At 36.8% G+C, this 18,412-nt stretch carries 11 protein-coding genes and 1 pseudogene; 2 read left to right on the top strand and 10 right to left on the bottom strand.

The features are described 5' to 3' along the window. Positions 1-91: 91 nt before the first annotated feature. The 4 genes from CC99x_RS04935 to CC99x_RS04920 are packed head-to-tail and all read right to left on the bottom strand — an operon-like array spanning position 92 to position 6,799. The gene (locus CC99x_RS04935; RefSeq protein ID WP_057623087.1) at positions 92-2,173 is read right to left on the bottom strand and encodes an ABC transporter ATP-binding protein; all 2,082 of its coding nucleotides are present in this window, start codon (positions 2,171-2,173) and stop codon (positions 92-94) included. Then, positions 2,170-3,570: an ABC transporter permease gene (locus CC99x_RS04930; protein WP_057623091.1), complete on the bottom strand. Its 1,401-nt coding sequence runs from the start codon at positions 3,568-3,570 to the stop codon at positions 2,170-2,172. Before CC99x_RS04930 ends, CC99x_RS04935 begins: the two co-directional genes overlap by 4 nt. Positions 3,571-3,606: 36 nt before the next feature. Further along, positions 3,607-4,584, bottom strand: a complete 978-nt coding sequence (locus CC99x_RS04925) for an ABC transporter permease (RefSeq protein ID WP_057623094.1) — start codon at positions 4,582-4,584, stop codon at positions 3,607-3,609. A gap of 22 nt (positions 4,585-4,606) precedes the next feature. After that, positions 4,607-6,799 (bottom strand): ABC transporter substrate-binding protein, encoded by a 2,193-nt coding sequence (locus CC99x_RS04920; RefSeq protein WP_235528038.1) that lies wholly within the window; start codon positions 6,797-6,799, stop codon positions 4,607-4,609. 155 nt (positions 6,800-6,954) lie between these two features. On the opposite strand from CC99x_RS04920, the gene CC99x_RS04915 reads away from it, so the two are divergent. Both CC99x_RS04915 and CC99x_RS04910 read left to right on the top strand, forming a co-directional pair. Next, positions 6,955-7,749, top strand: coding sequence for an enoyl-ACP reductase FabI (locus CC99x_RS04915; protein WP_057623098.1), 795 nt, complete (start codon positions 6,955-6,957; stop codon positions 7,747-7,749). Positions 7,750-8,133: 384 nt separating this feature from the next. Next, positions 8,134-8,289, top strand: a pseudogene (locus CC99x_RS04910) (GIY-YIG nuclease family protein); the annotation flags it as partial. Between the two features lie 200 nt (positions 8,290-8,489). On the opposite strand, the gene CC99x_RS04905 reads toward CC99x_RS04910, so the two are convergent. The 6 genes from CC99x_RS04905 to CC99x_RS04880 form a co-directional block, all read right to left on the bottom strand. Then, positions 8,490-8,978 carry a GyrI-like domain-containing protein gene (locus CC99x_RS04905; RefSeq protein WP_057623100.1) on the bottom strand — a complete coding sequence of 163 codons (489 nt, stop codon included), beginning with the start codon at positions 8,976-8,978 and terminating at the stop codon, positions 8,490-8,492. A gap of 114 nt (positions 8,979-9,092) precedes the next feature. Beyond that, entirely contained in the window at positions 9,093-10,247 is a 1,155-nt protein-coding gene (locus CC99x_RS04900; RefSeq protein WP_057623102.1) for a hypothetical protein, read from the bottom strand. A 214-nt stretch (positions 10,248-10,461) separates the two neighbouring features. After that, positions 10,462-10,662: a hypothetical protein gene (locus tag CC99x_RS04895; protein WP_057623104.1), complete on the bottom strand. Its 201-nt coding sequence runs from the start codon at positions 10,660-10,662 to the stop codon at positions 10,462-10,464. Positions 10,663-10,848: 186 nt separating this feature from the next. Further along, entirely contained in the window at positions 10,849-11,751 is a 903-nt protein-coding gene (locus CC99x_RS04890) for a 5'-nucleotidase (RefSeq protein WP_057623106.1), read from the bottom strand. Between the two features lie 311 nt (positions 11,752-12,062). Continuing rightward, positions 12,063-15,593, bottom strand: coding sequence for a UvrD-helicase domain-containing protein (locus CC99x_RS04885; protein ID WP_057623108.1), 3,531 nt, complete (start codon positions 15,591-15,593; stop codon positions 12,063-12,065). Then, complete coding sequence (locus CC99x_RS04880) at positions 15,586-18,249, bottom strand: PD-(D/E)XK nuclease family protein (RefSeq protein WP_158003186.1); 2,664 nt, start codon at positions 18,247-18,249, stop codon at positions 15,586-15,588. Before CC99x_RS04880 ends, CC99x_RS04885 begins: the two co-directional genes overlap by 8 nt. Positions 18,250-18,412 lie beyond the last annotated feature (163 nt).

Below are 18,412 nucleotides of genomic sequence, written 5' to 3'. Positions count from 1 at the left end.
ATGTGGCTGTCCTGATTTTTATGCGAATATATCTACTTAATTATACTTCCTGACACCTTAGCCAGCTGCTAATATTTTTTTAAGAATATATCTAGACTGACTGACCATTTGTTTTCTCTGCTATAGCCTCATTTTCATACAAATAACACCTAACCATCTGTTTATGATCTGGATTATATTCGCCTGGATATGCGCTTTCACAAATACTCATTTTATGAGGACAACGCGGAGCAAAATGGCAGCCTTGGGGAGGATTGAGGGCAGAAGGAATCTCGCCTTTAGGTGGTTGAAAACCTTTTTGAGCGTGAGAAATAGAAGGAATAGCATCTATTAAGGCTTGTGTATACGGATGCTTTGGCTGATTTAGAACCTTATCGACAGTGCCATATTCAACAATTTTTCCTAAATACATAACAGCAACATGATGCGCAATATAACGTACGACATTTAAATTATGCGTAATAAAAAGATAACTCATGCCCAGTTCATACTGCAGATTTTTGAGTAAATTTAAAATTTGTGCTTGCACAGAAACATCTAAGGCGCTGGTTGGCTCATCACACACAATCAATTTTGGCCCTACACTTAATGCCCGTGCAATGGCAATACGTTGTCTTTGTCCTCCTGAAAACTCAAAAGGATAGCGCCATTTCATCTCGGGCATTAGACCAACCTGCTCAAGCAACACGTTGATTCTATCTTCCCGTTCTTGTTTATTACTCCCTACTTTTAAAGAGAGCATTCCCTCTTCTAAAATATCATGTACTCGCATTTTTGGATTCATAGAGGAAAAGGGATCTTGAAAAATCATCTGCATATCAGCGCGCTTTTTTCTTAATCGACTGCCACTCAACCTTAAGAAATCAATACCATCAAAAATAAACTTACCCTCCGGTTCTGTCAGTCTTATAATTGCTTTACCCACCGAAGTTTTACCACAACCGGACTCACCAACTAGCGCTAATGTTTGTCCTTCATGAAGCGACAACGCAATGCCATCTACTGCACGTACATGCCCAACCGTTCTTTTAAAAATACCTTTTCGAATTGGGTAATATACCTTAAAACCACTTAATTCAATAAATGGCTTTTCATCCATTGCAGGTTCATACAAATTCTCATCTATACTGACAGTCATTTCTTCTTTTTTAAATTGATCAATTCTAAAATTTTTAGGATATTTTTTAAGAAGCTCAGTATCATACCAATGACAACGCACTTGCTGTTTGTTATCCAGCATGAGCCAGTTCGGCATTGATTCTTCACATGCTTTAAATTGCACAGAACATCTAGATTTAAATCTACATAAGGAAAATGGTTTATTTAAACTAGGAACTTGTCCAGGAATAACCGCTAAAGATTCATTTTTATTTGTTTTTTCAGGTAACGCTTTTAATAATTTTTGACTATAAGGATGCAATGTTTGCACAAAAAAGGTTTCTGCTGAAGATTGCTCAATGATATGACCCGCATACATCACGGCAACTTTATCAGCCATCTGCGACACAACCCCCAAATCATGGGTAATCAAAAGTATTGCCATATGATGCATTTGATTTAATGATTGAATCAAATGGAGTACTTGTGCCTGAGTCGTCACATCTAATGCGGTGGTCGGCTCATCTGCAATTAACAAGTCAGGCTTTTTAGCCAATGCCATGGCAATAACCACTCTTTGCTTCATGCCTCCTGAGAGTTGATGAGGATATTCTTTAAAAATTCTTTTAGGATCAGGAATACGAACTTGGGAAAGCAAGGTGTAAGCTTGCTCACGCATTTCTGTGTATTTCAGTTTATGATTAGATTCATAGGCAATAGCCTCAATGATTTGTTCACCAATTGTCAGAACAGGATTAAGTGAAGCCATTGGATCTTGAAAAATAAAACCAATTTTTTTGCTGCGTATTTTTTTCATCTCATATTCTGACAGCTGATGCAAAGGAATGTCATCTAACCATAACTCACTACCTTCCATCATACTTGCATTAGTGGGTAACAAACGCGTAATGGCCATTGCCGTCATTGATTTACCACAACCGGACTCACCAACAAGTGCAAATATTTCTCCCGCATTAATGCTAAGATTGACGCCATCTACTGCGTAAACCCAACCATTTTTAACGCGCAGTCTTACCTGTAAATTTTTAAGCCTTAAAATAGATTCTGCTTTCATTTGCCCCCCGTGAACTGTGTACGTGGATCAAAAGCATCTCTTAATGCATCTGAAAAGATATTGGCAGATAAAACTAAAATGAACATAAAGATAAAAGCAGAACACAAACTCCACCAGACCATAGGCATACGTGCCATTTCTAATCGTGCGCCATTGATCATAGTGCCCCAACTGTATGTGCTCGGATCAACTCCAACCCCCACATAAGACAAAACTGCTTCAGCAAGCACCAGACCACTGAAATCCAATGCAACAGCAATGAGAATAATATGCATCACATTGGGAATAATATGTTTGGAGATAATAGAAAAATGCTTTAAACCAAGCGATCTTGCTGCCTGTACATACTCAATTTCCCTTAACTTTAAAGCCTCACCACGCAACAACCGACAAAGCCCTGTCCAACTTGTAATGCCAAGAATAACGCATAGAGCCAATAAACGAGCATCAGAACGCTCACTCATGGTTTGAAACCATGCTTCATTTCTTGTCATTGCAACTTGAAGCGTTAAAACAGCGGCTGCAATTAATAAGACTCCGGGGATTGAACTTAAGGTGGTATAGCTGTATTGAATCACATCATCTATCCAGCCAAGAAAATATCCTGCCATTACCCCCAGTAATGTCGCAAATGGCAGCATAATCAAAGTAGTTAAAGTACCAATAATAAGACCTGTGCGAATGCTTTTCATGCTTTGATAAAAAACATCTTCCCCTACTTTGCTCGTGCCCAAAATGTGATACAACGGCATAAGCTCTTGTATAAGTAATATGATAAATAGTGTTAAAAATAACAAAAAATAAAAAGTTTTAAAGGGAAATTCTTGTGTACCTCTGCCAAGAGATATCACAAAAACTTCAAAACTACACTTCTGTCTTCGTGCAAAATAAGCAGACAAGACAACAAAAAATGCAAGGCTTAATATCAAAGATTGCAGAAAAACAATTTGCACTCTATTTTTAATATCTTGCATTTTTAAATCAGGATTTTCTAAATGAATCCCACCATACCGCAAGCGTGGAAATTCTCTCACAATATCACCCTGCTCATCTATAGCACTTTCTTTGGTATAGGCATGTGTTGCAAAAGGAGCAGAATAGGTTTTTTCAGAATGCGTCAGTGCTGGCTTTAAAATAATATCTAAGAGGCTAATAATATTATTGGGATATTCTTTTTGTGTTGCGCTATCTGTTATCTCAAAATGCACAGAATCCAAAGTACCAATCGCAACATAGATACATAATATAAAAATAGCCATGCAATTGAGTGGTTTCATGACGACATTTCTCATTTGCTGACGTAGTACAGGGCTTTTCAATACTTTATAAACAAATGCAAAAAGCATGAATATCAGTACATAAAGCAAAATATCTGTCCATAAGCTAAACCATTTCATATATTTTCCTGTTATCGTCCTTTCAGGATAAAGTCGTTAATTAAAACGTACTCTTGGATCCACCAGTGTGTACGAGATATCTGTCAATATAAGTCCAATGACATAAAGAAATGCGCCTAAAAAGACCATAGAACGAACAATTGCAAAATCTTGCTGCTGAATAGCATCAATAGTATAGCTTCCTAAACCAGGGATACCAAAAAATGATTCGGTTAATAAACTACCCATAAAGAGTAAAGGCAGTAACACAACCACACCTGTCAAAATAGGAATCAATGCATTGGGTAAAACATGCTTAAATAAAACGCTCAATTCTGATAAGCCTTTGCTGCGCGCCATTTTTACATATTCTTTATTTACCTCCTCAATAAATAATGTTCTATACCAGCGCGTGCCTGAGCCAATACCACCAATCACTCCAATCATAACAGGCAAGAATAAGAATTTTGCTAAATTCCAATCAGGTAAATATCCAGAAATAGGCACCCATTTTAGTACTTTTGATAAAAAATATTGGCCACCCACAATGTAAAATAACAAAGATACAGACATCATCATAACGCATATAATAATGCCCAAAGTATCCAGATAGCTACCTCTAAAAAAGACGATTAACAAGGCAAAGCTAATATTAATCAATAAACCTAATATTAATGACGGTATGGCAATTGCAAGGCTAGGCCACATACGTTGCATAATGTCAGTACTTATGTCACGACCTGAATCAGAGCGACCAAAATCAAATACAAAAAGCTTTAGTGATTTCTGAAAAAAAATTGTTTCTGTAAACTGTTGTACACCAGAAGACTCTGCATCATAAAACAACGGCTTATCATAACCATGGTGTCGCTTCCAATTTTCCACATCCGCTTGAGAGACATGTTTATGCCCAAGATGCATACGCGCAATATCATCTGGTGTATTCACAATAAAAAAGAGTGCAAAAATAATAATATTAATGCCTATTAAAATGGGTACCATGTACATCAATCGTCTTAGAATATAACTAATCATTGTGTGATCATATCCTTTCTAATCATTTTTTAAGTCCATTATCTAAGCGCATTTTCTGATGTGTTTTTCTCCAATACTGTAGCATTGCTGGAATAATGAGAAGCAGTAACACCGCAAGAATAATAGAGATCGGCCATAAAATAGGATGGTTCCACGCTTCGCGTAACATACTTCTGGTTTTGACATCAATTGCAGCATATTTCAGTGTATTGCGAGACATGGCATTTGATTTAAACGGTGCCATCCATTGGTGGCTGAGCGTATATAATTTAGGATGATAACCCCATATCCACGGCGCATCTTCCTGTGCAATTGCCAGCATCTCTTCGATGAGCGCTAAACGTTCCGGGGAATTTCGCATGCTCTTTATTTTTTCAAACAATATATTAAATTTAGGATTATCATAATTTGATGCATTTTCACCATCAAACTTCACTTTGCCATTAGGTCCATACAAGAGGAATAAAAAATTCTCTGGATCTGGATAATCTGCATTCCACCCCCAAGAAAATATTTGAGCACTGCCATTACGCATTTTGTCTTGGAAACGGTTGTATTGGGTGTCACGCACTACAAGATCAATATTGATTTTCTTAAATTGTTTACGAATCCAAGCATAGAGTGCATTGGTATCAGGCCCCCCACCTACCACAGCATCCAAATAAAGTACCAAGGTTTTTTTGGTTTTAGGATCAATACCATCAGGGTATCCTGCTTCTGCCAATAATTTTTTTGCTTGTTCAATGGATTTTCTTTGATAACCTGTCGGCGAATCTTCAAAAACAACCTTATTAAAAGAATCCTCTACAAAGCCAAATATGCCTGGAGGCAACATTCCATGCGCAACCTGACCTCGACCATTTTGAAAAATATTAATAAACTCTTCCATATCAAAAGCAATGGAGATAGCTTGACGTAACTTCTTTTGCTTCTCACCCAAACCACCCACAACATCATCCAACATGTTGAAGCCCCAATAGAAGGTGGTCGGTAAAACAGAAGTTTGAAGCTTTACGCCTTTCACTGCTAACTCATCAGTTAAAGAGAAATTACCCACGGGATTGAGCTGAACGGCTTGATCAAAGCTATCTGATGAAATACCTGATTGATCATAATAACCTTGTAAAAATTTGTTCCAATAGGGAATACTTTCTTTTTCTAAAACAAAATTCACTTTCCTGATAAAAGGTAAGGGCTTGCCCTGCCGTGCGAGTAAACCTTGCGCTTTATCTTCTTCACTTCCTTCTGCAGGATACTTTTCACCATGAAAATTTGGATTCTGTACAAGCGATATTTGCAAGTTTGGATTATTTTCAGCTAATAGATAAGGGCCTGTGCCGATTGGATACCAATCCAATGAAATATTATGCTCCGCTAGGTAATCCTGGGAATAAAACTTCACCGCTTCCCAAGGCATAGGCGCAAAAAAAGGCATTGCCAACCAATAAAGCAACTGGGGATAATGTCCCTTTACTGTGATTTCATATTGATAGTCATTGAGAACCTTTGCACCGTCCAGCTCAATATCTCTAAAGTCTACAAATTCTTCATTATTTTTACTTGCGCCGAGTGCTTTATATTTTTGATCAACAACATCTCTAAATGTATTCATACCTACGATATATTCACTCATCAAGCCAAAAATGGGTGAATTTAAAGTAGGATCTGCAAGACGTTTAATTTGGTAGACAAAATCTTCCGCTTTTAATTCACGTGTACTTTGAACTTCAAAATCTTGAATCGTATCATATTCTTCTGCTTCATCTTCTGTTAGCGCGTGATAAAGATAATTTTGATTTTTATTATCTTTTGCAAAGGCAGGGTGTGGCTGATATAGAACATTGGGTAAAATACTAATCCGATATTTACTATAAGCGATTTTACTTAAATCATCTTCACTCACAGGTTGATCGTTCTTATCATAAAAACTTATTTCTGGCATTGCAGAAGCTACCAAAGGCATCAATTCATATGGGCGTTTTAAATAATGATATTGAAGTGGCGGTTCATAAATTTGATTGGTAATGATCCATTCATCAGAAGAATATGAACGAGCGGGATCAAGGTGCTTAGGACGCTCACTAAAAGAAGTATAGAGTGTGTTGTCCTCTCTTTCTGCATTGGGATAGGGACTATTCAGTGATCCCTCTCCACACCCCAAACTTGTCGTTAATATGAAGATATAAACACAACATTTAAGATATTTAGCTAACACAAGCACTCTTCCATGAATAGATTATCACCCTACCATCACTTATAATAGGGAACTTAGTTTGCAACTACGCGCTCTGAGCCCCTTCATCTATGCGGTTTAAGGAAGCCAGTAGTTATCTTAGTTTTTTAGTTTATAGTACTTATCGAGGCATGACCATGGGATTTTTAGCGGGAAAGAAAATTTTAATCGCAGGACTTATTAGTAATAAGTCTATTGCTGCCGGCATTGCAGAAGCAATGCATCGAGAAGGCGCTGAATTAGCGTTTACTTACCAATCTGATAAATTTGAAGAGCGAGTAAAAGACTTAGCAGCTCAATGGGATTCAAAGATCACTATCGCCTGCGATCTTTCAAATGATGAACAAATTGCCCACGCTTTTGAAACCCTAAAATCTAAATGGGATCATATTGATGTTGTTGTGCATTCAGTAGCCTTTGCGCCAGCCGATCAACTGACAGGCCCTTATCATGAAGCGGTTAACCGACATGGTTTCCAAATAGCGCATGACGTCAGCTCTTATAGTTTTGCTGCACTTGCAAAAGCTGCTTTACCAATGATGCAAGGAAGAAAGGGAGCACTGCTTTCTTTAAGTTATCTAGGCGCAAATAAAACAGTTCCTAATTACAATGTAATGGGTCTGGCTAAAGCAAGTTTAGAAGCCAATATTCGTTACCTGGCTGCAAGTTTGGGACCTTTGGGTATCCGTGTAAATGGTATTTCTGCAGGCCCTATTAAAACATTGGCAGCTTCTGGCATTAAGAGCTTTAAAAAGATGCTTTCTTATAATGAAAACACAGCGCCTTTACGTCGTAATATTGAAGCCATTGAAGTAGGTAATGCCGCTGCATTCTTATGTTCTGATTTAGCCTCTGCGATTACAGGTGAAATTATGAATGTCGATGCCGGCTTTAATACAGTTGCCATGCCAGAATTGGATGTTGTGGAATAAATTCTAAAAAATCCATCTGCTCACTAAAGTGAACCTCTTCCCTTGACTTCAAGGGAAGAAAATCATTCACTTCGCTCATTTTTCATATATACCAGTCCATCAGTATTATCTCCGAACTACTTTGTCACTATGCTTCTCAATATAAGCAATCCTCACAAATTTCTACTAGACTGTCATTCCAGAATTCTGCAAAGCAAAATATCTGGGGTCCACAGGCGTTTTACGCCTGGTAGCTCTTTGCGCTACTGGATTGCCAGCCTTCGCTCATATGCGTCAACTTAAGGAATTTCTGAGGATTGATATAGAATATTAGTACCTATTCTTCCTTACCAGCTACGTCCCGCGGCTTGTCCGCGGGATCCAGAGTTTTGAGCCTCTGAATGTGTGAATCAGCTTGTTTATTATGAAATGCATGAGCTGTACGTTGAGGCAGCCAGACGTGAAAAGCGTTTTAAAAACTGGTGCAGGCAGTGAAAATTGAATTTAATTGAAGCATTCAATCTGGCGTGGCGAGATCTCTGCGAAGAAATCTACTCATAACGCCTAGATCCCGCGGACAAGCCGCGGGACGTAGCGGTAAGTAGGTCAGCAAAATGTCAACAGTCCCTAATTATTCTGCTTTTTTTCTTAAGTTGACGCATATGAGCCTTCGCTGGCATGACACATTATCTGATATTTTCAGGATAAAGATTTTGTTGAGATCACTCAGATCACAATAACGAAGATGCTAAAATCGCTGACTATTTAATACCAATATAAATATCAAACACGGCTTTTTCAGGGTGTAAATCCTTAACATCAATCACTTCTAAATCTGCTTGATAGGCGCGTTTACCCCCCAATTCTTTTTCACCCATCATCCAAATTTGGCGCCAAGCATTGATAATAACCTCTGGGATAGCCCCTGGCTCAGTCGTAAATTGCTGATATTTTTGTGCAGGAACATTTAATTGTATGAAACCTGATGGAGCTCCATCAAAGCTGCTCACTTCTTCCCCAATAAAATAGGTGTAATCTCCTCTTTCATCACTGTCATATTCTGTATAGACGGCAAATGTCTTGCCTGGATTAACACGATTTTGTAGTTGATTAGGCAATCCTTCACCCCAATATCGCTCTGCAAGTTCACCTATTTTAGCGTATTTAGGGTTCATTTCATTTTCATTATTAGTACGCACTGTTAAGCCAACCAATTTCAAGGCGGCCATTTCATTTTGCTTCTTTTGCATAATTCATCCACTGCTGATTTAAAATAACAGTTTATCATAATAAGCGCATCTGCTCGCAAATACGCTTATTGATAAAACTTAATGAGTAATAGTTTTTTAGAGATATCTTTTTACTTAGTTCTTATCATCCGAAAGCGAACGATTCACAATCCCCTTTAAAAATTCAATTTCATCACTAATATCAGCAGGCAAATATGTGCCACTTGAGCCTGTAAAGGCAAATTTCATATAGCTTTCATATTCATTCAAGCATTTTCTAGCATATGAGTGACTTGAATAGGATAAGATACATTCTTTTAAATATAAATCTGCTAAATTATCAAAAAAACTATATTCTAAAGTTCTGTCACAAACCGCCAACCAATACAGTACCACAGGAATATCATTTTGCACGGGATTGTTATTAAGATATTCATATAATAAACCACGCAAAGTCATATAAAATACTTTATCCTTTTCAGAGGCAAAATAGCTTACATTATGTGATTTTAATTGGTTTAAGTAATAATCAATATAGGCTTGCCTTTTTTCTAAACTTTTTTCATCCACAATTGAGCTAGACTCCAACTCATTCAAACCTTTAATCCACTCATTTACTTTTTCACGAATAGATTTATTAATAGTATTATTACTTAAATATTTAGTTAAAATTTCAGCACCTTTTTGAGGCTCTTTTTTAACTTGAGCATAAATAACAAGAATTTTTTTCAGCGCCCTTTCAATATCTTCATCTTTAGCATTTTCCAACGAAATTAAGTATTTTTCATAATATTTTACTGCATTATCATAATCTCTGGTAACAAAACTAAAATCAGCATACTGAAGATCTGTTTTAAATTTTTTAGGATCGACAGATGGAAATAATTTCTTTTGTTGATTATCTTGAGTGTGGCATCCCGCACAAAGCTGAGGAACTGTCTTTAACATCCCACGCGCAAGATCTATATCCCCATGATTTACAACAGCCTGAATATCATCTAAATACTGAGCCATTACCTCATAAGAAATTTGATAGGCGACAGAATGTTGCTGCATATGTGGTTTAGCTTCGTTAAATAGCTGAACCATTTTTCCAACTGATTTTTTAAGATCTGTTTTGGAAGTGCCAGCCCTCAAAGATTCATCAAATACCTCTACATTCAGTAATGCAATTGTTTGCCCCAATTCAGACATTGTTTTATGAATAGGCTTTTCTGATGCCTTAGCGTATGCTGTCGTTGCTCCAATGAGAAATGACAATCCACATATCCATATAAAATTTTTCTTCATTATTTTACAATCCTACTAGTAAATGTTCTTCAAGATATAAAATATTTATCAAAAGATTTTAATATGTATTTGATAGTTTTGCATTACAATTATAGAAACTATCCCAAAAATGCCATTTTTCTTTGAGCCTTCATTGCAAATCCTTGTGCGCTACTCATTTATAGAGAGTGGGGACGCGCACTGATCAGTGCGCAAGAGAAACTGATACCAGAGATTAAGCAACATCTTCTTCATTGTAAAATGCACTAGCAGGCTCAACAATAGAATTGTTAAAACGCACTACACGAGAAGGCATAACAGGATCAATTTCATTGTATACAAGTTTGTGGCTAATCGTATCCGTTGTTGACACTCTTAATTCTTCTCCATTGCCACCAGAAACAAACACTACCTCATTATTGATTAGATCTCTCATTTGCCATCTTCCTTTTTAGAATAATTTTTATTATCGCTGGTTGAAAATAACCAGATGCGTGAATGTTCACAAATCATTTTGATATTGTCAACCAAATATACTCTTCAGTATAAAAATCGTTTTTGTTAGCTAACAATAAGCAAGTATAAGGCTAAATTCTTAGCTTCAAAAATAGTAATTTTGTGTTCAATCATTATTTTTTATACCATACAACACATGACCAGACACCACAGTTTGACTCACGCTTTGGCAATTTGAAAATTGATCATCAAAAAAGATGTCTGCATTAAATGCATTTAAAAACGAAGCTTTATCCAATCCACCTAAAAACAAAGATTCATCAATACGGATATTCCAACTTCGTAGTGTATTGATCACTCGCTCATGCGCTGGCGCTTGCCTTGCTGTCACTAAAGCGGTACGGATGGGTATAGGTAATTCTGGTATTTGCTGTAGTTGATGCAATGCTGATAAAAAAGCTCTAAATGGCCCTGAATTTAAGGGTTGATGTGCTTTATTTTTTTCATTTTCATTAAATGCATTCAAGCCTTCTGATTGAAAATATTGTTCTGATTCATCAGAGAATAAAACAGCATCCCCATCAAATGCAATTTTCAAGCAAGAGAGATCTTTCTTTTGATTGGGTGCATGATGTATATGAGCTGCGGCACAACCAGATTGAATCGCTTTTTTAACATCTTCTGCATGCAAAGATAAAAAGAGAGCTGCTTCAAAAGCTTGTGCATAAACATAAGGGCTTTCTCCACCAGAGAAAGCAGCGCGCGTAATATCCAGTCCATAATGCTCTATAGAATGAAAAACTCTTAAACCTGTATCGGCAGAGTTTCTAGATAATAAGATTACCTCAACCAAATGCTCTGATTCTTTTTTTCCTTGATTCAATTTTAAAAACTTTTCTACCAAATGAAAAGCTGGGCCTGGCTCTAAAATTTCATGCTCAGCGCTTAGCTGATATTTTTTATAGGACTCGACTCCTTCTGTTTTATATATCTGGTGACATTGATCTAAATTAAAGAGTGCACGCGATGAAATAGCGACGACTAGTTTTTTAGATTTATTTTTTGACATATTTTTTTCCAAAATAATATTTAGTTCTTCTTTGCATTATACTCTTTATCGGGCCGACACAACGGTCCGCCCCTACACAGAGCTGTAAATATATCATCCGTGTGTAGGGGCGGGTCTCTGTGCCCGCCCGATTGTGAGGCACAAACATACCAACAAAGCATAAAGCTCAACTACGAAGATCATATAGTCACAACACATGACTTTTACCCGCAAGGGGCACAATGTCGGGTAGGCGTCGAGCCTCGAGCAACCGGAGTGTACATAAGGGTACATGAGGATTGCGAGATGGCGAAGACAACACCCCCGAAAATTTATGTGTGAAGACTATATTCGTACCAGAAAGGAAGGGCTGGAAAATAAAGCCCTACTCTAACTGGCTGCTTCCAATAATGTTCCAATACTTTCTTATAACTTAATAACTGCTGTTTATATTTTTCAGCCTCAGTTGTGATATCAAATTGCTGCATTTCTTGACTGTGTGTTAACTTGAAATCAACCACCCATGCTTGATTATTTTCATCAATGAAAGCACAATCTACAATAATGTGTGCAATATTTTTTTCTTTTTTTAAACTGACGACACTAGAAAATGCCTTCTCAGCTAATCGATTTTGATGATTTTTATCAATAATCCAAAGCCCTTTTTCATCTGAGAATATATTTTTTAAAGCATGATGAATTGCATGACGAGCATTTTCAAATATTTCTGCGGCTAAGCCATACGGCCGTAATAAAAAAGGTACGCTACGAATGAGCATCGGCAAAGCTTCTTCAGCAGATAAAAATTGCTGATTTTGACAATAATAAGCAATTATGCGATGAAAAATAATACCTGCTATTCGTTGATGATGATATTCACGTTCTGGCCGATTGAGATCTAGCTCATCTTCATTGTAGGAAAGCATAGGAATACGATGCAAATCAATGGGCTGCTTAGCACGATACACAAAGGGTACAGGCGTGTTGACATTACTTATCTTACAATCCTCATGTATTTTATTTTCTGTGTCATCAGATATATTGATATAATCCCATAATAACTCAAGAAAGCTACCTGCTTTAGGTTCAATATAATCATTCGCTTCATTTTTTTCCAAACTAAAACATAGAAATAATTTTGATTTAGCTCTGGTTAAAGCAACATACAACAAACGTATTAATTCATATCTATTTTTCTGACCGACTACTTTGCTTAAATAGTAAAAAATACTTTTTTGCTGTTCTGTTTTATTGAGTGTTTTTGCGCCCATGAGAAATACTTTATTTTGACCATACCAACCTTCATGCCATTGTAATAAAGTAGAATCTGCTTTATTAGTTAGCATCTGCAAGCCAGGCAATATAACAGTATCAAACTCTAAACCTTTCGCTTGATGAATGGTCATCAACTGAATCTGAGTATTTTGCTCCTGAATAGATGCCCCTTCTGTCAGTGTATGAGATTGATCTGCATACACGGAGGTTAATTTTTCTTCAAAGGCATTAAAATCAACTTCATACTCCTGCTCAACAAATTTTTCAAGCAAAATAAAGACCTGATCAATATCTTGAGATACATCATTAGGATAACAAGTAGCACAGCCTAAAGCATTCCAAAGTCCTTTTAGCCATGCAGCAATACCACGACGTTGCTTGTGATGTAACCAATAGTCAATAATAGTAACAAAAGGCTGTAATCTTTCTATGGTATCTGTGCTTAAACCTATTTCTTTGGCGCGTACACTCTCTATCGATTTAATAATCTCCCAAAGCGAATGCGTGTCACTTTCCTGGATGATTTTATAAATATCTATTAATTGCAAACCTAACCATGGCGCACGTAATACAGATAGCCAAGCAATTCTATCATTCCAATTAAAGAGTCCTTTTGCCAATGATATAAGATCAATGACGTGTGGTCTCACAATCAGCTGAGAAATTTCCTTTGCGTAAAAAGGTATATTATTCGCTTTTAATAAAGCAATAATACTAACAAGATGTTTTTTCGCACGTACCAGCACAGCCAGTGAGTTTTGTGGCTGTTGCTTTTGTAGAATTTTTATTTGCTCTACGATATACAATGACTCATCTCTTAGTTTAGAAAAACATTTGACAGAAATACTTGCTTGTTCATCGCTGCTTATAGCAGAATAGGCTTTCTTATGTGTAACAGCGCCTGTTGCAAGATTGTCTTCTTTAGGAAAAATATCTTTAAGCTTATCTGAAACCCAATCAACCAGCATAGGCTGACTTCTAAAATTTCGTTTTAAAGAAATGCTCTCTAAAATTATATTAGCAATGCCATATTGTTGTGCATGCAAAAACACGCCGACTTCTGCGCCTCGAAATCGATAAATGGATTGCTGAGGATCCCCAACTAAAAAGACTGTTTTATACCCTTCGTAGATGAACGCTCGGTGTTGTTGGCTTCGCTCACTCACCCCAGTCATGCACAAAGCGTGCACTCCTGGGGCTTCGCTCTCTTGCCGCCTAACCGAACATTCATCTACTTTGGGTATGCTATCCGTAGGTGTCCACTCGCAAATTAACTGTTCTAAAAGCTGAAATTGTAATGCAGAAGTATCCTGAAACTCATCTACCAAAATATGTGAAATTGTATAATCTAAAGCTTGCGCTACTTCAGTAGGGCCTGTTTCATCTCTTAAGGCATGTAAAGCACCCAAAGACATCTCTACAAAATCTACCTTCCCTGTCTCTTTAAAAGAAATTCTTAAAAACCCAACAAGAACAGGCAAAACTTGCTGCAAAGCTATTAAAATATCTAACTCTTCTTTCGGTACATTGCTATCAGGCAAAGTCAAAAACTCATTCAAAGACTGATTTAACATCATATTTTCTGACATTATTTTTAATAAAGCTTCAAACTCGCTTTTTTTTGCTTTCCGTATTTCTTTATCTTGTTTAGATTTTGCACTACTGGCACTATAAAAACCTTGATTTTTGTTAACAACTTTTCGCCACCCACCATCTTTGACAAGCAATAAATCGCAAAGTGCCAACCATAAATCAGTGCTCTCTATCTCCGTAGGCAAGTACGTAAGATCAGAATACTCACAGAAAACATGTGTTTCACCGTTTTCAACATATTGAGAGTGAAGATAATTTAAGGTTTCTACAAGCGCCTGTTCATAGGGCATTATATCTGTGGCAATCTTTTCTATCACATGCTGTTTGATGGTATTAATACCCTTCTTAAAATAGCTCAGAAGATCTTGCTGTTGTGATTGAGCAAAAAGATAAGGCAGCCATTGATCTCGATTGGCCAGTAATTGAATAAACCAATCACACACTCTGTTCATATTGTCAAAGTATAGTAATAATTTTTCAAAACCTGGGTACCATTCACTTTCTCGCGTTGTTTCACGAATAAAACTTTCAATTGCTTTCTTATATAACACCTCAGGAGAATCATGAATCTCAGGTTTTCCTCCAAAATGTGACAAAATAGGTGTTCTATAAGCCAGCATTGTGCATAAAGCGTCAATCGTTAAGATTCTTAGTCGGCTGGGGTTTTCTAATAGATACCAGCTGTTTTCTTGATCTTTAACCAGAACGCGCTTTGCAATTTCAATTCTGGTTTTATCTTTTTCCGAATATTCGGATAAATTGCTAAAATCACACGAAGAAGCTTGTTTTAGAGCCTGTATGACTCTATGTTTCATTTCACTCGCCGCTTTTCGTGTGAAAGTAACAGCCACAACTTCTTCAGGATCTTTATGAACATAATTAAGCAATGTAAGATAACGCAATGTTAATAATTCTGTTTTTCCTGAGCCTGCGGGAGCTTCCACAATAAAGGATTGATTGGGCGTTAGTGCTTTAATACGTTCTTTCTCATCCATACATTTTCTCAGCTTGCATTTTATCTTGAATTCTACAAAAGCTACTTAAATCGCATAGTCGGCAGGTTTGAATACCATTTATTGGCTTGAGTGTTAAATATCCATCCACATACTCTTGAGACAATCGATTCAATTCATTGTGCCATACTTGTAATTGTGTTTCCCAAGTGGTTGAAATATTTAATTCAGATACAGGCACAATACCCTCAATATCCAAATCTTGTGCACTTATACCCAATAATCCATTTTCTTCTTTGCCAACAACAAACCATGCGACACCATTAGAAACAAACGTATGTTCACTCATTAAATATAAGGGTAATTGAGGAGAACGCAGTGGCACATCGACAATATTTTTTATGTGCATATTAGATGTTTTATAGTCAATCAATAAATATTGCTCATTTTCCAAGGCATCTATTCTATCAATACGAATATTAATGTGTAATTCACCCACCTGAATACTGTGAAAAGATTCGACAGCGCTGATCTGAAAAGATGGGCGTGTTTTTTCAATGGCCATGATGTCTAAAAGCATACCTTTGACACGCATTTTTTCCAGTTGCCATAAAACTTCCGTATAAGAAATTTTTCGTTTTTGTACAGCAATTACTTGGGAAATAATGCCCTCTAAAAAAGGCGCTAGATTATCTGACAAGGCAATCAACGCTTGTTGCGATTTTACCTGCTCCCAAAATTTTTGTAGACATTCATGAATAATGATACCTCTGATCTTTGGATTCACGCCCAATGTCTGTGGCTCTGAATTATTTGCCTTTAATCTGAATTTTGCAAATGCTTTAAACGGACACTGTGCTTGATATTCAAATATCTGACTCCCCCCCTTGATGCTTTCTTTGTTCTGTGCATTCAGCGAAAGAGGAATTGATTGGAAATAATCATCTATATATTCAATATTCTCAGCATGATTAGATATTTGTTCAATTCTTTGATCTATTCGCTGTATAGTATGATCCTCTGCCACGGCTAAATGACTGATAAGCTCACTGGGATAGACTGGGTTATTATCATGTAATAGTGGATAACTACAAATAATATGCGTTGCTGAAGTTAATAGTTTATCGGTAATTTTCTTTGAGAATTCATATTCTCTTTGTGGAGAAGCATGCGGCATAAAAGCTTGTTTTTGTAGTGCCAATGGCAAAAATGGATTAGGCTCTGCCTTAGGAGGCCAATTTTCATGATGTAAATTCATGAGCCATAATTCATCAAAGATTAATCCTGAAGCCTCTAATATACCTAAAATTTGTATAGGCGCACCTTGATTTTCAGGTTGAAAGGCAATGTTTGATGCAAATTTTTGAAATTTATCCAAAGCATCCGAATAGGTAACATTTCCAAACACCATATCCAATTGGCAAAACTCATCTAGAAATTTATAGAATCGATTAACCGCTTGATGCTCTATACTATTCAAAGCACGCTCACCCGGCCAATCCCAAAGATTTAAAACCTTTTCAAAATAACGAGACCAATTTGATATTTTCTGTCGTTTTTGATGTGTCGCCAGTGATTTTAACGCCATGATCACTTCAAGCAAGGGATTTGCATCGCTGTATTTTTGGCAAACACTTATCCATTGTTCAAGTGTTAGCTTGTCTTGATAGCTATCAGCGACTTTGGACTTTATTGCCTGATACATGTCTTGATGTTTAATAGAATCTTTAATATAAGCAGAATTCAAAACTAAAGAAAGATCGGCAACTGAAAACTCAAATTTTAACATTCTTAACAATGAGAAACAGATCTGTATACAAGGATATTGCGTGAGTGGTATTGCCGTTGAAATATTATATTCAGGAGAGATTTTGGCGATAGGTGATATTTGACTCTCTGTGTCAAAAATAGCATCAAAGGCTTGAACCACTTGCTCTCGATAAGCAGGTAAATTCGGTAATACAATGCCAATTTTTGATATTTTTTCACCTGGCTTTTTAGATAATAATTTTTCTTTTGCCCAAGCAGCCGCTCGCTTAATCTCATCTTGTACATCCTCACAGACTATACGACTTAGGCTGTCAGGAGTGATTGTTGTGGGAGAATCTATGTCTAGGATACAAGATTTTGACTCAATTAGTTTTAAAAATTTAGAAAACTGCGGTGTTATGTCGTCAAAACCATAACAAATAAGATGGCGGATATAAAATGCTTGAGTCACGCTTTCATCATTTTCACAATAATGCTGCATAATGTGATCGAGTAACTGAGCCTGATCAATAAGTTTAAATTGTGAGAGATGATGGCGATAATGCTTACAGAAATCCTGAAAGGCTTCTTGATCAACATTTTCACAACTGGCTTCTATTTGCTTTGATTCGCACCAATAATGCAATGTATTCCATGCACTTAATACCAGTTTTGCGGTTGTGTGGGGTTTTAGAAGTCTGTCAGCATAAGAAGATTTTTGAATAATCTCTTCCATTAACAACAAGGATTCTTGAGCTGTCATCAAGTAGCAGTCTGTATAACCAGAAACCTCTAAGTGTTGCCAATATTGTATACACCAATCTTGCAAACCTTGTATCTTGGGCATTTCCCAAGCCTGCCTTTGGGCTTCTTGCATGCTCGCATCAAAATCTTTCAGGCAAGCTGCAGCCAGACGTCGCGTAGGTGTTAAAAGAAGAGCTCCAGACATTAGTTTGTTAACCAATTCAAAATGCATCATGCAGATACCTAATTTTATGCTCGCAAGAAGATGTCTCTTCTACTAAAATTGAAAATAAAGTAAGTCGATAAATGAACTTATAATAATCACAGTAATCAAATCGCTTATATTTCCCCGAAAGATGCGCAAGAGG

This window comes from Candidatus Berkiella cookevillensis (genome assembly GCF_001431315.2).
In the GTDB taxonomy this organism is placed as follows: Bacteria; Pseudomonadota; Gammaproteobacteria; order Berkiellales; family Berkiellaceae; genus Berkiella_A; species Berkiella_A cookevillensis.
The sequence above is the reverse complement of the archived record's forward strand: the minus strand, read 5'-3'. Positions and strand labels throughout refer to the sequence as shown.